Annotated in this window: 14 protein-coding genes; 5 read left to right on the top strand and 9 right to left on the bottom strand. The window is 67.5% G+C overall.

The window, feature by feature from the left end; all coding sequences use genetic code 11:
* Positions 1 to 34 precede the first annotated feature (34 nt).
* Entirely contained in the window at positions 35 to 1,330 is a 1,296-nt protein-coding gene (gene fadI / locus LW840_RS08800) for an acetyl-CoA C-acyltransferase FadI (RefSeq protein ID WP_291273938.1), read from the bottom strand.
* Between the two features lie 77 nt (positions 1,331 to 1,407).
* On the opposite strand from fadI, the gene LW840_RS08795 reads away from it, so the two are divergent.
* Positions 1,408 to 3,078: a glycerol-3-phosphate dehydrogenase/oxidase gene (locus tag LW840_RS08795; protein WP_291267525.1), complete on the top strand. Its 1,671-nt coding sequence runs from the start codon at positions 1,408 to 1,410 to the stop codon at positions 3,076 to 3,078.
* Between the two features lie 5 nt (positions 3,079 to 3,083).
* On the opposite strand, the gene LW840_RS08790 is transcribed toward LW840_RS08795, so the two are convergent.
* The 3 genes from LW840_RS08790 to LW840_RS08780 all read right to left on the bottom strand — a co-directional run bounded on the left by LW840_RS08790 (position 3,084) and on the right by LW840_RS08780 (position 5,394).
* On the bottom strand, positions 3,084 to 4,064 hold the full coding sequence (locus LW840_RS08790) for a zinc-dependent alcohol dehydrogenase family protein (protein ID WP_291267526.1): 981 nt from the start codon (positions 4,062 to 4,064) through the stop codon (positions 3,084 to 3,086).
* Between the two features lie 23 nt (positions 4,065 to 4,087).
* Positions 4,088 to 4,573: a GreA/GreB family elongation factor gene (locus tag LW840_RS08785; RefSeq protein ID WP_291261951.1), complete on the bottom strand. Its 486-nt coding sequence runs from the start codon at positions 4,571 to 4,573 to the stop codon at positions 4,088 to 4,090.
* A gap of 110 nt (positions 4,574 to 4,683) precedes the next feature.
* Positions 4,684 to 5,394, bottom strand: coding sequence for a TIGR00730 family Rossman fold protein (locus tag LW840_RS08780; protein WP_343213658.1), 711 nt, complete (start codon positions 5,392 to 5,394; stop codon positions 4,684 to 4,686).
* A gap of 320 nt (positions 5,395 to 5,714) precedes the next feature.
* Here LW840_RS08780 and LW840_RS08775 point away from each other — a divergent pair, with 320 nt between their 5' ends.
* Complete coding sequence (locus tag LW840_RS08775; RefSeq protein WP_291267527.1) at positions 5,715 to 7,154, top strand: alkaline phosphatase family protein; 1,440 nt, start codon at positions 5,715 to 5,717, stop codon at positions 7,152 to 7,154.
* A 114-nt stretch (positions 7,155 to 7,268) separates the two neighbouring features.
* On the opposite strand, the gene LW840_RS08770 is transcribed toward LW840_RS08775, so the two are convergent.
* Positions 7,269 to 7,595 carry a nucleoside triphosphate pyrophosphohydrolase family protein gene (locus LW840_RS08770; RefSeq protein WP_291261948.1) on the bottom strand — a complete coding sequence of 109 codons (327 nt, stop codon included), beginning with the start codon at positions 7,593 to 7,595 and terminating at the stop codon, positions 7,269 to 7,271.
* Between the two features lie 111 nt (positions 7,596 to 7,706).
* On the opposite strand from LW840_RS08770, the gene LW840_RS08765 reads away from it, so the two are divergent.
* Both LW840_RS08765 and queG read left to right on the top strand, forming a co-directional pair.
* Entirely contained in the window at positions 7,707 to 7,955 is a 249-nt protein-coding gene (locus LW840_RS08765) for a hypothetical protein (RefSeq protein ID WP_291261947.1), read from the top strand.
* A complete protein-coding gene (queG, locus tag LW840_RS08760) occupies positions 7,934 to 9,007 on the top strand; it encodes a tRNA epoxyqueuosine(34) reductase QueG (protein WP_291261946.1) in 1,074 nt (357 codons plus the stop codon). Before LW840_RS08765 ends, queG begins: the two co-directional genes overlap by 22 nt.
* A gap of 214 nt (positions 9,008 to 9,221) precedes the next feature.
* On the opposite strand, the gene LW840_RS08755 is transcribed toward queG, so the two are convergent.
* Positions 9,222 to 10,574 (bottom strand): helix-turn-helix domain-containing protein, encoded by a 1,353-nt coding sequence (locus tag LW840_RS08755; protein WP_291276824.1) that lies wholly within the window; start codon positions 10,572 to 10,574, stop codon positions 9,222 to 9,224.
* Between the two features lie 196 nt (positions 10,575 to 10,770).
* Here LW840_RS08755 and LW840_RS08750 point away from each other — a divergent pair, with 196 nt between their 5' ends.
* Positions 10,771 to 11,097 (top strand): hypothetical protein, encoded by a 327-nt coding sequence (locus tag LW840_RS08750; protein WP_291276823.1) that lies wholly within the window; start codon positions 10,771 to 10,773, stop codon positions 11,095 to 11,097.
* Positions 11,098 to 11,164: 67 nt separating this feature from the next.
* Here LW840_RS08750 and LW840_RS08745 read toward each other — a convergent pair whose 3' ends face one another.
* From LW840_RS08745 to LW840_RS08735, 3 genes are all read right to left on the bottom strand, one after another.
* Positions 11,165 to 13,108, bottom strand: coding sequence for a S9 family peptidase (locus LW840_RS08745; protein ID WP_291276822.1), 1,944 nt, complete (start codon positions 13,106 to 13,108; stop codon positions 11,165 to 11,167).
* Complete coding sequence (locus LW840_RS08740) at positions 13,105 to 15,045, bottom strand: S9 family peptidase (protein WP_291266649.1); 1,941 nt, start codon at positions 15,043 to 15,045, stop codon at positions 13,105 to 13,107. Before LW840_RS08740 ends, LW840_RS08745 begins: the two co-directional genes overlap by 4 nt.
* A gap of 77 nt (positions 15,046 to 15,122) precedes the next feature.
* A complete protein-coding gene (locus LW840_RS08735; RefSeq protein ID WP_291261941.1) occupies positions 15,123 to 16,514 on the bottom strand; it encodes a RagB/SusD family nutrient uptake outer membrane protein in 1,392 nt (463 codons plus the stop codon).
* Positions 16,515 to 16,516 lie beyond the last annotated feature (2 nt).

The raw sequence follows: 16,516 nt of genomic DNA, 5'->3' as shown, positions 1-16,516 counted from the left end.
CCGTCAGCACCTTCCCTGCGCTGCGCCTCCGTCATCACACGCGCTCCACGATCATGGCGTGGCCGAGTCCGCCGGCGGCGCACACGGTCAGCAGACCGAACTGCCCGCCGCGCCGCTGCAGCTCGTTGCACAGCGTGGTGAGCACGCGCGCGCCGGTCGCGCCAAAGGGGTGGCCAATGGAGAGCGAGCCACCCATGACATTGAGCCGGTCGGGGTTCACCTCACCCACGGGCGCCCCCAGTCCGGCGCGGGCCGCCCACGTGCTGGAGGCGAGCCCCTGCAGGTTGCTGAGCACCTGCGCCGCGAAGGCTTCGTGCATTTCCACGAGATCGATGTCGGCCAGCGACAGGCCGGCGCGCTGGAGCGCGAGGGGCGCGGCCAGCACTGGTGCCTGCAGCAGCTGCTCCCCTGGATCGACGGCCGCGTAGGCGTACGACCGAATGAATGCCAACGGGGTGTAGCCCAGACTCCGCGCCCGCTCCTCACTCATGAGGAGCACGGCACTCGCGCCGTCGGTGAGCGGCGACGCATTACCCGCCGTGACGGTGCCGTACTGCCGATCGAACACGGGCTTGAGCTGCGCCAGCTGCTCGTAGCTGCTGTCGCGCCGCACGCCGTTGTCGGTGGCGAGCATGGTGTCGTAGGCGGGAGGCACGGGCAGGGGCACGATCTCGGCCGCAAGCCGGCCGTCGTCGAGACCGCGCGCCGCCAGTTCATGCGAGCGCAGCGCAAACCGATCCTGGGCCTCGCGACTGATGCCATTCAGTTTGGCCATCTTGTCGGCGCTCTGCCCCATGGTCTCGCCGGTGCTGGGCTCCGCAATGGCCGGCGTGATCGGCACGAAGTCGCCCGGTCGCACGCGCGCGAGCGTGGCCACGCGCTGGCGCATGCTCCTGGCCTTCGACGCGGCCACGAGGATGTCGCTCATGCCGCGGGAATGCAGAATGGGGACCTGCGTGAGACTCTCGCTTCCGCCGGCGATGGCCACGTGGGCGTGCCCCAGCGCGATCTGGTCGGCCGCGTCGGTGATGGCCTGATTGGACGACGCGCAGGCGCGTCCCACGGTGTAGGCCTGCACGGTACGCGGGAAGTGCGGCATGAGCGCCAGTTCGCGCGCAATGTTGGGGGCGATGACCGACGGGATGACCGTCCCGTACACCAGCAGGTCCACCGTACTGGCGTCGAGGCTGGTGCGCTGCACCAGCTCTCCGACGGCGGCGCGACCGAGGTCGATGGCCGTGAGGTCCTTGAGCGCCGTGCCGGAGCGCGCAAACGGCGTGCGGACGCCGGCAATGATGGCGATGCGTCGGCCGTTACCGAAGGTGGGCATGGGGCAAACATAACCAGTGGGCCGCAGGGCCGACGGCCTCCGCTTGCCGGGTGCCGGTCCGTTCGCGATGATGCGGCATGGGGAGCAGCGCACCGCCACCGCCACCGCACCGCCCCGCGGTTTGGGCCGCGCTTGCCGGCGAGCCCTTCGATCTGGTCGTGATCGGCGGCGGCATTACGGGCGCCGGCGTGGCACGCGAGGCGGCGCTTGCCGGTTACCGCACCGCGCTGCTCGAGCGTGACGATTTTGCCGCCGGCACCTCCAGTCGCTCCTCGCGGCTGGTGCACGGTGGGGTGCGCTACCTCGAGCACGGACATCTCGGGCTCGTTTTCGAGTCGAGCCGCGAACGCCGGCTGCTCCTGCAGCTCGCGCCGCATCTGGTGCGCCCGCTGGCCTTCACGTGGCCCGTCTACCGCGGGGCGCGAGTGCCGCTCTGGAAGGTGCGCGCCGGACTGGCGCTGTACGATGCCCTGTCGCTCTTTCGCAATGTGCACCCGCACCAGGGACTCTCGGCAGCCGAGGTGCATGCCCAGGAGCCCGCCCTCGCCACGCACGGGCTCCAGGGCGGGGCCCGGTACTGGGACGCGGCAACCAATGACACGCGCCTCACGCTGGCCACGGCCCTGGCCGCCCGCGACGCCGGGGCGGTGATCGTGAACCATGCGGCCGTGGTAGGGGGCGTGCGCAGCAGCGGCCGGCTCACCGGCGTGCTCGTGCACGACCGGCTCGGTGATCAGCAACTGGTGGTGCAGGCGCGGGTGGTGGTCAACGCCACCGGGCCGTGGAGCGATGCCACGGCGGCCCTCACCGGTGAGAGTCAGGGCACGCAACTGCTCGGTTCTGCAGGCTCGCACATTGCCGTACCGCGGAACCGCGTGGGGAACCACGATGCGGTGACGATGGTCTCGCCGCTCGACGGGCGCGTCATGTTCGTGCTCCCGGCGGGGGCGCACACCATCATTGGCACCACCGAGCGAGCTGCGCGCAGCGGCCCCGACGAGATTCGCGCCACGGAAGCCGAGATCACCTACCTGCTCCAGAGCGTCAACGGGCAGTTTGGCGACGCCCGCCTGTCACGCGACGATGTGATTAGCGCGTGGTGCGGTATTCGCCCCCTGGCCGCGGCGCGGGCCGGCGCCGGCAACGCGGGATCGGCATCACGCGAGCATGCCGTGGTACACCGTGCGGACGGTCTGGTCAGTGTGACCGGGGGCAAGCTCACGACCTACCGGGCCATGGCCGCCGATGTCCTCACCCATGCCACCCGCGGGGCGGCGGCCACCGGCGCCGCACTCGTGTCGCGTCGTCCCCCGCAGGACAGTACCAGCACCCCACTGCCCGGCGGCGCGTTCCCGCACCGCGAACCCCTCCTGGCCGAAGCACGCGCCACGACGCGAGACGCCGCCGTGGGCGAGCAGCTGGCGCAGTCGTACGGCGCCCACTGGCGGCGGGTCTGGCAGTACGCGGAAGCCGACGAGCGGCTTGGCACACGCATTGTGGAGCAGCTGCCGTACGTGCTGGCCGAAGTACGGCACGCGGTGGAACACGAGTTGGCGTGCACGCTCGCGGATGTCCTGGTGCGTCGTACGCACATCGCCTTCGAAACGCGCGATCACGGTCGCGCGGCGGCACGATGCATTGCGCCGCACATGGCCTCAGCGCTCCAGTGGAGTGCGACCACCACGGCGGCCGCGCTGGCAGCGTACGACGCCGAGGTGACGCGGCTGTTTGCGGTGGATGCCGTGTAGCTGACTCAGGGAACGAGCAGCACCTTGCCGTTGCGCCCGCCGGCGGCCGCATACGCCACGGCATCCTGTATCTGCGCCAGCGGGAAGGTGCGATCCACGCGCGCGGCCAGCGTCCCTGCAGCGACCCGTTGCGCGAGCTCCCCGTACAGGGCACGCTGCTGCTCGCCCGTGGCATGCCGGAACCAGAACGCCAGCCAGAATCCGCGCAGGGTGACATCGCGAAAGACGAACGACCCGGGGGCCACCTTGCAGGCCTCGCCACTCATGGCGCCGTAATTCACCACGGTGCCGCCAATGGCCACCGACCGAGCCAGCCGATCGGTGGCAGTGCCCCCCACGGCATCGAAGGCAAGGCGCACCTTCGCTCCCTGGGTCGCGGCCGCCACGCGCTCTGGCAGATCGGGGCCGTCAACCAGCACGACATCGCCACCGAGCGCTTCCAGCACGGGCACCATGGCGTCGCGGCGCACGACATTCACGGTGCGAATGCCGCGCGCACGCGCCAGCTGGATGAGATACTCCCCCACGGCGCTGTTGGCCGCGTTCTGCACGACCCAGTCCCCGGGAGCGAGCGTGCCGAATTCCGACAGCAGGAGCGACGCGGTGGGCGGGTTGACCGTGAGCATGGCCAACTGGAGCGGATCACCGCCGGCGGGGAGTGGCAGCAGCGTGTCGGCCCGGGCGACCGCATGCGAGCTCCAGGTGCCGGCGCCCACCGGCATGAGGACCAGGTCACCCACGGCCAGTCGCCGGACATCGGCGCCCCGTTGCGCGACGCGCGCGACCCCCTCGTTCCCGCCCACGGCCGGCAGCGGCGGCAGTGCGCCGTACTGTCCGGTGATGGTGAGGACATCGGACGGGTTGATGGGTGCCGCGAGCATTTCCAGCAGCACCTCACCGGCCCCGGGTGCTGGGGTATCGCGCTCCACACAGCGGATGCGCGTGTGCGGGGCGTCACCGCGCGTGTCGTAGACGGCCTGCCACATGAGTGCTCCGGTCGGGGCGGTAATCAGACGAGATCGTCGGCGTTGCGATCGTGAATCGTGTACAGCTCGACAATGAGCAGCCGTCGCACCTTGGTCGGCAGCTTGAGAATGCACACATCGCCAACGGCCTTGCCCTGCAGCGCGCGGCCGATGGGAGAGCCCATGGTCACATGGCCGTCATGCAGCTCGCCGGCATCACCGAAGACGAGCTCGTACGTCTCCAGCTGCGTCGTGACTTCGTCGGTCACGACCACCTTCGACCCGAGCCCCACCTTGTCGGCGGGAATCTGCGTGATGTCGATGTTGGCCAGCTTGGTTACGCGCTGCGTGAGCTGCCCCAGTCGCGCCTGCACGAACTGCTGCCGCTCCAGCGCCGCCTTGTACTCGCTGTTTTCCTTGAGGTCGCCGAGTTCGACGGCTTTGCGGATTTCCGCGGGCAGCGTGACGTTCAGCTCGAACTGGAGCTTCTCGACTTCGCGTGCCATCTGGGCGATCAGTTCCTGGAACATGCGCGTGCCAGCTGGGGCCGGATAAAAGGCGAGCGCCCGACCGTGGTGGCCGGGCGCACTGGAAGGCCGAAATATGCCGTGTCTGGCGAATGGTTCAAGTCTCGGGGCGTTCAGCCCTCGTCCGTTCGCAGACGCCCGGCCGTTTGCGCATCGTGCGCGTCGATGACCGCCTGCGCCGCCTCCTGCGGGTCATCGGTCAGGAGCAGCAGGTCGAGATCCCCCGGCGAGATCTTGCCTTCAGCAGCCATGCGCGAGGTGATCCAGCGGACGAGCCCCGCCCAGTAGTGCGTGCCGAAGAGGACCACGGGGAACTGATAGATCTTCCCGGTCTGAATGAGCGTGAGCGCCTCGAACAGCTCGTCGAGCGTCCCGAAGCCGCCCGGGAAGATGAGGAAGGCATTGGAGTACTTGATGAACATCGTCTTGCGAACGAAGAAGTAACGAAAGTTCACCAGGGTATCGACGTAGGGGTTGGCGCCCTGTTCGAATGGGAGCTCGATGTTGCATCCTACCGAGTGCCCATCCACGTCCTTGGCCCCGCGATTGGCCGCCTCCATGATGCCCGGACCGGCGCCGGTGAGGATGGAAAACCCCTGACGCGCAAGAATCCGCGCCGTTTCCCGTGCCGCCTCGTACATCGGGTCGTCGGGACCGGTGCGGGCAGACCCGAAGATCGTCACCCCCTTCTGCACGTCGGAGAGCGCGTCGAACCCCTCGACGAACTCCGACGTGATGCGCATGACGCGCCAGGGGTCGGAGCGGGTGAAGGCGGTGGCCTCCTCCCGTGGCGCCTGCAGCAACTTTTCGTCCTCCGTAAGCATTGGCCGGTCGCGCAACGACTGATCCACGAGTCGGGGATCGGTGCGTCGCACGGCGCGTGCTCCCTTCGACACCAGATTCGCGGTGCCGGCAGGTTCACGGCCCGCGGCGCGATGCCCGGCCTCCGTGCGTTCCCGATAGGCGGCCACGGACTGCTGCTCGGCCGTGGCCCGGGTGACGGGAGAGGCCTGCTTGCCTGTTGCGGTACGAGGAGACGAACGTCGGGATTTCGCCATGAGTGGACGGGTGGAGACAGGGGGTCGGTGAAGCGCAATACGAGCGGGCACGCACGCCCCAACGGCATGGCACGAGTGGGTCCGCCGTGACGCATGATACCACCACGACCCGGCGCTTGCTCCTCGTCGTGGCCGACGGCGTGCGCCACGATGTACTGACCGAGGAGATGGATGCCGGCCGTGCGCCTACTCTGGCCGCACTGCGGGCCCGCGGCAGCGCGCACGCGGTCACGACGTCGTTCCCCTCCGTCACCGGGCCGGCGTACGTGCCGTTCCTCATGGGCCAGCACCCGGCGCGCGTCGGGCTGCCCGGCCTGCGCTGGTTCGACCGCAGCCGTTCGTTGCGCTGGGCCCCGGGGCAATCGCGCAGCTACGCCGGCATGGACATCTGGCACGTGGATGGCGATGTGGCCGCCCACGTTCCCACGCTGCTCGAATACGCGCAGCCCTCGCTTGCCGCCATGAGCATGATTGGTCGCGGAGCCACGCACGGGCGCATCGGCCGCGGCGTGGGATGGATGCTGCGGGCCGCACCGGCGCATTTTCGCGGTGACCTGCAGGGGTGGCGACGCGTGGAACAGCAGGCCACGGCCGCCTTTCTGGCCCGCTTCGCGCGCGTGCGCCCCCGGGTGGCCGTGCTGGCCATTCTCAGCGCCGACAAGCTTGCCCACAAACATGGGCCGCGGTCCGACGCGGTGCGCGCCGCCATCGCCGATGTGGACGACGCCGTAGCCCGGGCGCTGGCCATCGCCACGCATGGCGGCTGGCGCGATTCACTGCACGTGTGGGTGACCGGAGACCACGGGCACGCGGAGGTCACCCACCACGACGACCTGCACGGCTGGCTGCAGCGCGAAGGGCTGCGGGTGCGCGCGCACCCGCAACTGCGCGTGCGCAACCCCGACGTCGTCCTCATGGTGGGAGGGAACGCCATGGCGCATCTCTATTTCGCGCCAGAGGAACGGGAGCGACGCTGGTGGCGTTCGCACACGGCCAGCTGGGGGCGCCTGCTGGACAAGCTCGCGGACCGCCCGGCCGTCGACCTGCTCGCCGTGAACAATGATGCGCACACGGTGCAGGTGCGCCACGCGGCGCGCGGCGTGGCCGAGGTGCGTCGACACGACAGCCCGCACGGCCCACGCTGGTCCTATGTGTGCACCGAGGGGGACCCGTTGGGCCTCGGCGGCACGCTGCGCGATCTCGACGCCGACGCGGCATGGCAGGCCACCCACGCGTCGGCGTATCCCGACGCGCTGGTGCAGCTGTCCTGGCTCGGCGCCTCCTCGCGGTCGGGGGATGTGATCGTCTCGGCCGCCAGCGGGTGGGACCTGCGCGCGCGTTTCGAACCGGTGCGACACGTCTCCACCCACGGCGCCCTTCTTCGAGACCAGATGCTGGTGCCCCTCATCGTGGATTGTCCCACCACGCGACCGCCACAGCGCACTGCCGACATTGTCCCGTCGGCCCTGGATCTGCTGGCAATCCGCACCGATACCGATTTCGACGGGCGATCATTCCTCCGGTAGGGCACCACCATCGAGGGGCGCGGCGCCCCCGATGGCCGCTTCGCGCGGTACGGTTCGCGGGGGGGCTGCGAGGGGCGATCGTCGCCGGGGACCGCACGGGCCGGCCACGGGGCGTCACTCGGTCCGCGTGCGGCTGCGCTCGGGATCAAAGCCATCCGGATAGCGCCGCCGCAACTTGTCGATGTTGCGCTGCGCGATGTCTTCGAGTGACAGGTCCAGCACGGTGGCGAAGGCGCCGATGTACCAGAGACAATCCCCGAGTTCCTTCACCAGCGCGTCGTGATCGAGGGGCGTGGCATGGAACAGGTGCTTCTTGATGATCTCGGCGGTTTCGCCCGCCTCGCCGGTGAGCCCGAGCGCCGCGTTGGCGAGCTGCTGCTCGGGCGTGCGATCGCGTCCCAGGGTGCGGGCTGCCAGCTGCTGATAGTCATCGAAGGTCATGAGCGGGCAATCTAATGCGGGCCATGCCGGCCCGGTGCCGACGGAAGGGGCCGCGCGCCTGTTCCCGAGCGTGGCCGTCGTTCGCCACGACACATTCCGCTAGGTTTCGGCATGGCGTGGATTACCCTTTCCCTGCAGCTCGCCTGGCGTGCCCTGCTGGCCCCGGCGCTGGCGGTGGACCTGCTGCGCGTAGCGTGGCGATTCCGGCACCGGCACTGGTACCGGCGCTTCCCGTTTCTGCCGCTTCCCGCCACGACCTACGTACGGTGGCGCATGTACACGGCCTACGGTGACGAGGCGGCGATTCCGCCGGCCAGCGACGTGATCGCCTTTGCCCGGTGGGTGGGGCGACAGCCCTGACGATCCGCTCCCTCACCGAACGGCTCAAGGCCGAGGCGTACGGGCTGGGGTTCGATGCCGCGGGCGTGGCGCGATTGGGTGAGCCAACCACACGGGCCGCGTTCGACGCCTGGCTGGCCGCCGGCCATCAGGCCTCCATGGCGTACCTGGAGGGGGAAGGGGCGGCACGGCGCCGCGACAGCCGCCTGCCGCACCCCGGTGCCACGCACGCGGTGGTGGTGGCCGCCTCGTATGGGGGACGCACCCCAGCCGGTCCCGTGGCGCGCTACGCGCGGGGCGACGACTACCATGTGGTGCTGCGCGAGCGGGTGCGGGAGCTGCACGGCTGGCTGGAGCGCGAAGTAGGGCGACCGGTGAACGCGCGCCCGTACGTGGACAGCGGGCCCATTCTCGAGCGGGATCTCGCGCAGCGCGCGGGGCTCGGGTGGGTGGGGAAGAACACCATGCTCATCGTGCCGGGGGCCGGTTCACACCTGTTCCTGGCCTCGCTGTTCGTGGATGTGGCGCTCGATGAGGACGCGCCGTTCGATGCCGATCGTTGCGGCACCTGCACCCGCTGCCTGGACGCCTGTCCCACGGGGGCGCTTCCGGCGCCACGGGTGCTCGATGCAAACCGTTGCATCAGCTACCTCACCATCGAACACCGCGGGCCGATTCCGCCGGCGCTGCGCGAGGGTGTGGGCGGGCTGCTCTACGGCTGCGACATCTGCAATGACGTGTGTCCGTGGACCGTGAAGTTCGCGCGGGACACGGCCTTCGATGCGTTCCGCCCGCGCGAGCTATTTGCGGATACGCACGATCGCGCGGGGACGCGGGCACTCGCGCGCGAAATCCTGATGATGACGCCGGCCGATTATGCGGCGGCGTTCAGGGGCAGTGCGATCAAGCGTGCGAAGCTGTGGATGCTGCAGCGCAACGCGTGCGTGGTACTGGGGAACGTGGGCACCGACGAGGATCTCGCCGTGCTGGAGGCGATGCGCGAGCACGAGCACGAGATCGTGCGCGAGCAGGCGGCGTGGGCGGTGCTTCAATTGAGTCGCGGAGCAGTCTGAAGAGCACACCTTGGTCCTTTCACCATGATCAGCGGATCATGGAGGCCATCGGCTACTAGTCCCCCGGCAAAGTAGCAAGCGCGATAGCTACGGGTGTCCGATCCTCGGACCTGGTCGAAGTGGGACTCAACTCACGATTCTACTGAAACCCGGGGCGATTCGTCGATCTGGCTCATCGGGGAATGCCCGGGGAGCTCCATACGTGGTATTGGCTCTACTTCGCCAGGAAATAGCGCCGCTTCGGATCCTGCGGTCCGCTTCCAACTTCGCGAACAAGCCCGTTACCCACGAGGCGGGCCAGTCGGGTACGGGTGGCCCGAGGGGTCAGTCCAATGACGGCGGCGATCTCACTGGTCAACTTGCCCTTCCCATCTGATAGTCCATCGACGATGGCCTGATCGGTGTCATCGAGCGTGGGGCGGTTGACCCGTGAGGTGAATATGGTCACGCGAAACCTCGTTGCGATCTCCTCAAGCCGGGGGTCAGCCAGCCCGGCCTCGCGGCACGCGGCGGTCATTCGCTGGATGCCACTCCCCCACTGCTCGATAAGGCCGATGGCATGGAAGACGCGGCCGATTACTCGGTTTCGGAGCTTGGAGATGCCATTCTCGAGGTCTGCGACCGTTAGGCCGAACGGGAGCAGACCCGGATTCTCGATCTCCAAGCGATCGTCGAAGATCGAGATACGAATCGGAGCGCCGCGCTGCGCGTAGTCGGCGTGGGCGACCGCGTTGATAACAGCTTCTCGTACGGCAACAGGCGGGAGGTTCCAACGATCCGTTCGACGGACTCTCCCGATGTCGGCACTGTACAGGGAATGCTTCTCGATGAACGCGATGGCGTCCTCGATGGCAGCGACCGGTGGGTTGCGGAACTCTGCCCGGTCGAGGATACGGCTCTTTTCGAGCCCGTCAAAGCGCCCCGCCTGGATCCAAGCGTCCGGGAAGTGGCGCTCGCGCTCCCGACCGAAGAGTAGCATGCCGCCTACCGTCGGTACGGTGTGGCCCTGATGACTGGTGACGAGCCTCAGCGTCTCCAAGTCGCGACGCCGAAGGGTCCGAGTGGGCTTGAAGGACTCGGAAGCAGCTCGGAAGTCGAGCGCTTCCGAGTCAAGGTCGATCATCGGCTGCTCGTCGTAGCTCTCTCCGCGCGCGGTGCGGCGGAGCTCCTGCAGCATCTCGTTATCGGCGCGGCGGTTGGTGGAGCCAACGCGGACGTAGGTCCCGGACTCCGCTCCCTCACGTTTGAGATAGTGCGGGCGAGCAGCGCTCGGATGAATCCGAATGGCGATGACCTGCGTGCGGCGCCACGGCAGGATCTCGATGTCCGGCAACAGCCGGGGCGCGATGGAATCGCTCACGATGTTTGCGATCCGCTCTTCGACATCGAGGGCATCAGGTACGCCTCGCACGCTTCGCGTCCGATCCTCGACCCCGACGAGCAGCGTACCGCCGGCCGTGTTGGCGAAGGCGATCAGCGTCTTGAGCACGCCATCCGGAGAGGACAGATCGCGCTTGAACTCGAGGGTCTTGCCTTCCGGGCGGGTGAGGATCTCGAGGAGGTCCATATGCTCGGAAGTATACTATGAAGCTTCTTCTGGGGCAAGCTTCCGAGCAGATGGAGCGAGGGGCCAATCCGCCGCCCAAGGCAATCGCTCCTTGCTTGCTCAAGTCGTTGTATTTTTGAGAGTTAGCCGACCAGTCGACAGCCTGATCTCAATACGGGTTTCCGGCCATTCTTTCAACGAAGTGTGCCCGTGGAATGTGAAGTGCGCGCGTGACGCGATGCTGCCGGAGTTCGCACCACGGGAGCTGTTCGCCGAGTCGTACGACCACGCGGGCACGCGTGCCCTGGCGCGCGAGATCCTCATGATGGGGCCGTCCGAGTACGCGGCGGCATTCAAGGGCTCAGCCATCAAGCGCGCCACGCTGTGGATGCTGCAGCGCAACGCGTGCGTGGTGCTGGGCAACATCAGCTCCGACGAGGATCTCGCCGTGCTGGAGGCGATGCGCGAGCCCGAGCACGAGATCGTGCGCGAGCAGGCGGCGTGGGGCATCGAACGTCTCGCCCGCGGGGGATACGGGTCGTGATCATTACCCACCAGCGGCCACCCAGAGCGGCTGCCCCGGTGGTGTCGCTCAGCAACGGCGCGTGCGCCTAGCGCCGCGGACCACGGGCATCGCCGTGCACGGCACCATCCTTCAGGTGCTGCGTGAAGAAACCGTGCATATCGTCGAGCAGGGCAACCGTGTTCTCCCGGTTGGAGATGTAGTAGTTCTCGTTGGGATAGGTGCGATAGACGAACGGCTTGTACAGCATCTCGAGGCGGTCGGCGAACAACCGGGAGGCGTCGGATCGCGGAATGGTGGTGGCCGCGCCATGCACCAGCATGATCGGGGTCTCGAGATTCTCCAGCTCGTAGATCGGTGAACTGCGGCGGTATTTCTCCAGATTGCGGCTCAACGGGCCAAACTCGTGTTCCAGCAGCTTCACGTGCCGCGTTTCCTGCTCGGCCACAGTGTGGACCCAGTCGCCGTAGCCGGACGCGGCGATTGCCGCCTGGAACACCTTCGGCGCAAAGACCGGGGCCGCCATGCTCATGTATCCGCCGTAGCTCGTGCCGGTAATGCCCATCCGGTCTGAACGGACCTCGGGCAGCGTCTTCAGCACGGCGACTCCCGCCAGAACATCCGGCAGATCGCAGCGCCCCCAGCAGCCGTTGTTGGCTTCCTCGAAGGCACGGCCATAGCCCGAGCTGCCGCGAATGTTCGGCAGCAAGACGGCGAAACCACGCATCGCGAAGAACTGCACGTCACGCTGCAGCGCGTCGCTGAACTGCGCCGTGGGTCCTCCATGAATCCACAGCAGCCCCGGTGCCTTTTCGTTGACGGCGAGCCCACGTGGCCGGTACAGATACGCGGAAATCTCGAGGCCGTCCTCCGATCGGTAGGTGAGCTTTTCCGGTACGATGAGCGATTGCGCGATGTGCGCCGGAGGGTCCGAGTTCGTCAGCCGAGTGGCCTGCCCTCCTGCAAACGGCACGACGTACAGGTCTCCCGGGGTCGTCGGTGACGCCAGCACATAGCTGACCCGCCGTCCATCGGGTGACCAGTTGGCTGCCGAGACCATGCCCATTCCCGACGGCGACGCCACAGATCGGGATACGCCACCGGCCAAAGCCACGGCCCGCAAGTGCTGGGTGCCATTCTGCAGCGACAAATACAGAATGTCGCGACCATCAGGCGACCAGCGTGCGCCACTCTGATTGGCAGGTTCCGCGGCAATCTGGCGAGCCTCTCCGCCCGTCATGGGCACCACCCAGTAGTTGACCCATCCCGATCGCTGCGAGCGGAACAGCAGGTGTGTGCCGGCAGGCGAGACCTGCGCAGGGCCGAACGCCCCTCCCGCCTGATAATCAAACAGGCCCGTATCCTGCACGATGACGCGCGGACCACTGCCGTCGGGCGCCATGACCAGCACGTCATGATTGCGCCACGTGGAGTCGAGTCGGACGTAGACCACCTGGCGTCCGTCGGGAGTCCAGGTCGGGGAGACCTCGAGGAGCGGCCCATTCGTCAGGCGGCGCAGATGCCCATCGGCGATCCGGATGGTCCAGATGTCATGGTTGCCCAGCTTGTCATCCGAGAAGGCGATGGCGGATCCATCGGGCGCCCAGGTGTACGACCCAATCCGTCCACCCAGGTTCGTCAGCTGGCGCTCCTGCCCATCGGCGACGGAACTCAGCCACAGTTCCGGCGTTCCGGATTTGGTCGACACGTACGAGAGCCACTTGCCGTCTGGTGACCATTCCGGCTGCGCCGACCCCAGGAACGTGGTGCCCCCGGTCCTGACGTTGAGTGCGGTGGGGAATCCGCCGCTGGCGGGGACCGCCCAGAGGCCCCCCTCACCGAGTGACGAATTGAACATCAGGGTGGAGCCGTCGGGCGACCACTGCGGCTCGCTCGCAACCGCCGACCGTATCCCCGTAAGTTCACGCGCAGACAACGCCCGAGGTTCTGCCGACTGCGCACCAAGGGACACGCCAAGTGGCGTGCCGAGCAGTGCGCCGGTGATCAGCAGGAGGCCGGTTGCGCGACTCATCGGGTGCCTTCGCGCGCGCGGGCCGGCTCCCGGATACCGTCCTTCAGGTGTTGGTCGAAGTACGCGACCATGTCCCCGAGCATGACCTGGATGTTGTCACGACGCCGAATGTAGTAGTTCTCATTCGGATAGGTCTTGTAGGTGAACGGCTTGTAGTTCATTTCCAGGCGATCGGCAAAGGTCGCGGAGGCCACCGAGCGCGGAAGTTGCGCCCCCACGCCATGAATGAGCATGATCGGCGTCTGGATCTCCTTCATGAAGAAGATCGGCGACGACATGCGGTACTTGTCTGCGGCCTGTGGCAAGTCGCCGAACTCGTACTCGACGAGCTTCACGTGGCGCAACTCCTGCTCTGCGTGGAAGTGCAGCCAGTCGCCATACCCTGACGCGGCGATCGCCGCCTGAAAGACGCCGGGAGCGAAGGCCGCGGCCGCGAGGCTCATGCATCCACCATAGCTCGTGCCCGTGATGCCCATCCGCGTGGGCTCGATGTACGGCAGCGTCTTCAGAAACTCGACGCCGGAGGTGACATCGGGCAGGTCACAGCGTCCCCAGCAGCCGTTGTTCGCGTCCTCAAAGATCTTGCCGTATCCGGAACTGCCCCGGATGTTCGGCAGCAGGACGGCGTACCCCCGCATGGCCAGGTACTGCACCTGCGCCTGATACGTATCGTTGAATGACGAGGTCGGTCCACCGTGAATGAACAGGATGCCGGGCGCCTTGCTGCCGGGTGCCAGCGTGGGCTCGTAGAGATACGCCTGAATGGTCAGGCCGTCCGGGGACTTGTACGATACCTTTTTCGGCGTGATGAGCCGGCTCGCGACATGGCTCGCGGTGGATGAGGTCGTCAGTCGGCGGGGGGCACCTCCCGCAGTGTTCACGACGAACAGGTCGGCCGCTTCGGTCGGGGTTTCGCGGGTGAAGCTCACCTGACGTCCGTCGGGTGACCATTCCGCGTTGCTGATCACCCCCATGCCGTCGGGTTTTGCCAGCACGCGCGGCGCGCCGCCGCCAGCGGCAACGATCCGCAGGTCCTGTGTCCCGTTCCACAGCGCCTGATACAGGATCGACTTTCCGTCCGGCGACCACCGGGCGCCGGACTGATTAGCCGCCTCGGCCGCGACTGGCCGCGGAACGCCGCCGGCCATCGGCACGATCCAATAGTTGATCCACCCGCTGCGGTGCGAACGAAACAGCAGCGTGCTGCCATCTGGTGAGACCAGCGAATAGCCGAAATTCCCGCCAGCCTGATAGTCGAAGAAGTCGACATCCTTCACGATCGTTCGCGGTTGTCCGTCGCCAGCGGCGGACCGTTCGAGCACCTCGTGCTCGAGCCAGCGCTCGTCCATGCGGGCGTACACCACCCGCTTCCCGTCAGGGGTCCAGGTGGGAAAGACCTCGTACCGGGTGTCGTTGGTCAGGCGCACGACGGCCTTGCCGGGTACCGTGACGGTGTAGACATCGAAGTGCCCGAACTTGTCGCCGGCAAACGCGATGGAATTCCCGTCCGGCGACCATGAATAGGAGTTGATGCGTCCGCCAAGATTCGTGAGCTGCATCTCCGTCCCATCCCGCAGCGAGCGCACGAAGAGCTCGGCAGGGCCGTTGCGATTCGAGATGTACGAGAGCCACTGACCATTGGGCGCGTACTTGGGCTGATGCGACTGCAGGAAGGCGATCTCGCCGAGTTGGATATCGAGCGACGTTGGCAGACCGCCAGCCGCCGGGACGGTCCACAGATCCGAACCTCCCAGCGCACCGCCGATGAGCAGACGCGCTCCGTCTGGCGACCATTGCGGCGCCACGCCCCCGACAATGGAGCGGACCGACGTGACGTCACTGGCGCTGAGGGGTTGCCCCTGCGCGCCGGTCCCGGCGTTCAGGAGAGGACTCAGCAGTGCGCCAAGGGCGGCGAGCGAAACTAGCGGGTGTCGCATCCGGGTGCGCCTCGTGTCGATGGGAAACGGTGATGCGTGCCGGGCACCCCGCACGGGGTGCCCGGCGCGTCCCTGCCTTACGGTTGCGGGGGCGGAGTGATGCCGTCGACGATTCCACATCCTGTCGGCTGCGGCGTACGCGGTTGGCATTCCGCCACGGGGATGGGCATTGCCGGGAAGAGCCGGGGGTCTGCGGCCCGTACGGGGATCTGGGCGAGGCGGCCATAGTGCCGCATGTCGATCCATGTGTGCCCTCCCTCCCACACGAGGGAATACCGCTTGTCGTACAGCAGCTCCGTCAGGAGATCCCCGGAGAAGTTGCTGGGGAGCGGCGGCAGACCACCGGCCGTCGTGCGCACCAGGTTGATGTCCTGAATGGCCAGCGCCGTGTTTCCGAGCCCGAGATTGGCCTCCGCGCGCAGGAGCAGCAGCTCCTCGTTGCGAATCAGCGGGATGGACGCGGTGGCCGAGTTGTACATCGTGAACTGCACATTGGAGCTGATGCCCTGCACGGTGAACGTGGGCACGGTCACGAGCTTGGTTTGTGCACGCAGGTCGAGCGAGCCATCGGCGCGCAGCTTGGCCTCGGTCCGCAGTCGGGGGTGGGCGAACAGGAGGTCCGGCCGGAAGTTGGGGTTCGTGATGTCCCCGGAATTGGTCGAGAAGACGTGGTAGGCCCCGAGGGTGAGGGGCGCCGTGGTACTGATGAACGATTCGCTCAACGCGGTCAGGGCCACCTGCCAGTTGTCCGTGTACACGGCGGCGCGTGCCCGCAGCGCCCGGTTGACCCGGAGGAACGTGGCGGGGGTGTTGAAGCCGCTGAAGCCGCTGGTGAGCGGGAACGGGAACGCGGTGCCGCCCGCCTGCAGATGCCCCCTGGCCTCGTCGAGCAGGGTGGCGATGCGCGCGTAGACCTGCGCCTTCGTGGCGATCGGGGCTGGCGGCGCCGTGGGATCGATGCCGACATCCAGCGGGGCGCCGAACACGTCGCGGGTCACGATCACCTGCAGGAAGTCATAGGCCTGGATCGTCTTGGCAAAGCCGCGTGCCGCTTCCTTCTGGGCGTCGCTCCACGCGCCCACGTCGCTGATGGCCGCCAGCAGCAGGTTGGCGGACCGGATGTTCCGGTACGGATCGGCGTAGAGCACGTTGCCGGGAAACCCGTTGCCATTGAGTGGATCCCGCACGCTGCCTGGCAACGAGGCCCCGGTCACCGACATGGGATATCCTTCGCGCCCGAATGCGCCCAGCCAGCGAATCCCCTCGGCCACGTTGGCCCGGGTCCCGCGCAGCAACCCAGTGGCGAGCGCCGACGCGCTGGTGGCGTTCGGCGACTGCACCAGCCCATCCACACTCGGGTTGTTCGGGTTTGCCACATCGATCTCTCCACAGCCCACGGCGGCAAGCACGAGGGATGTGGCGAATGCAGTCGACAATCGACCACGACGGAAGTGCCGGAGAGTGATCATGG

Source organism: Gemmatimonas sp. (assembly GCF_021298855.1).
GTDB lineage: Bacteria > Gemmatimonadota > Gemmatimonadetes > Gemmatimonadales > Gemmatimonadaceae > Gemmatimonas.
This window is presented reverse-complemented; position numbering and strand designations above follow the sequence as displayed.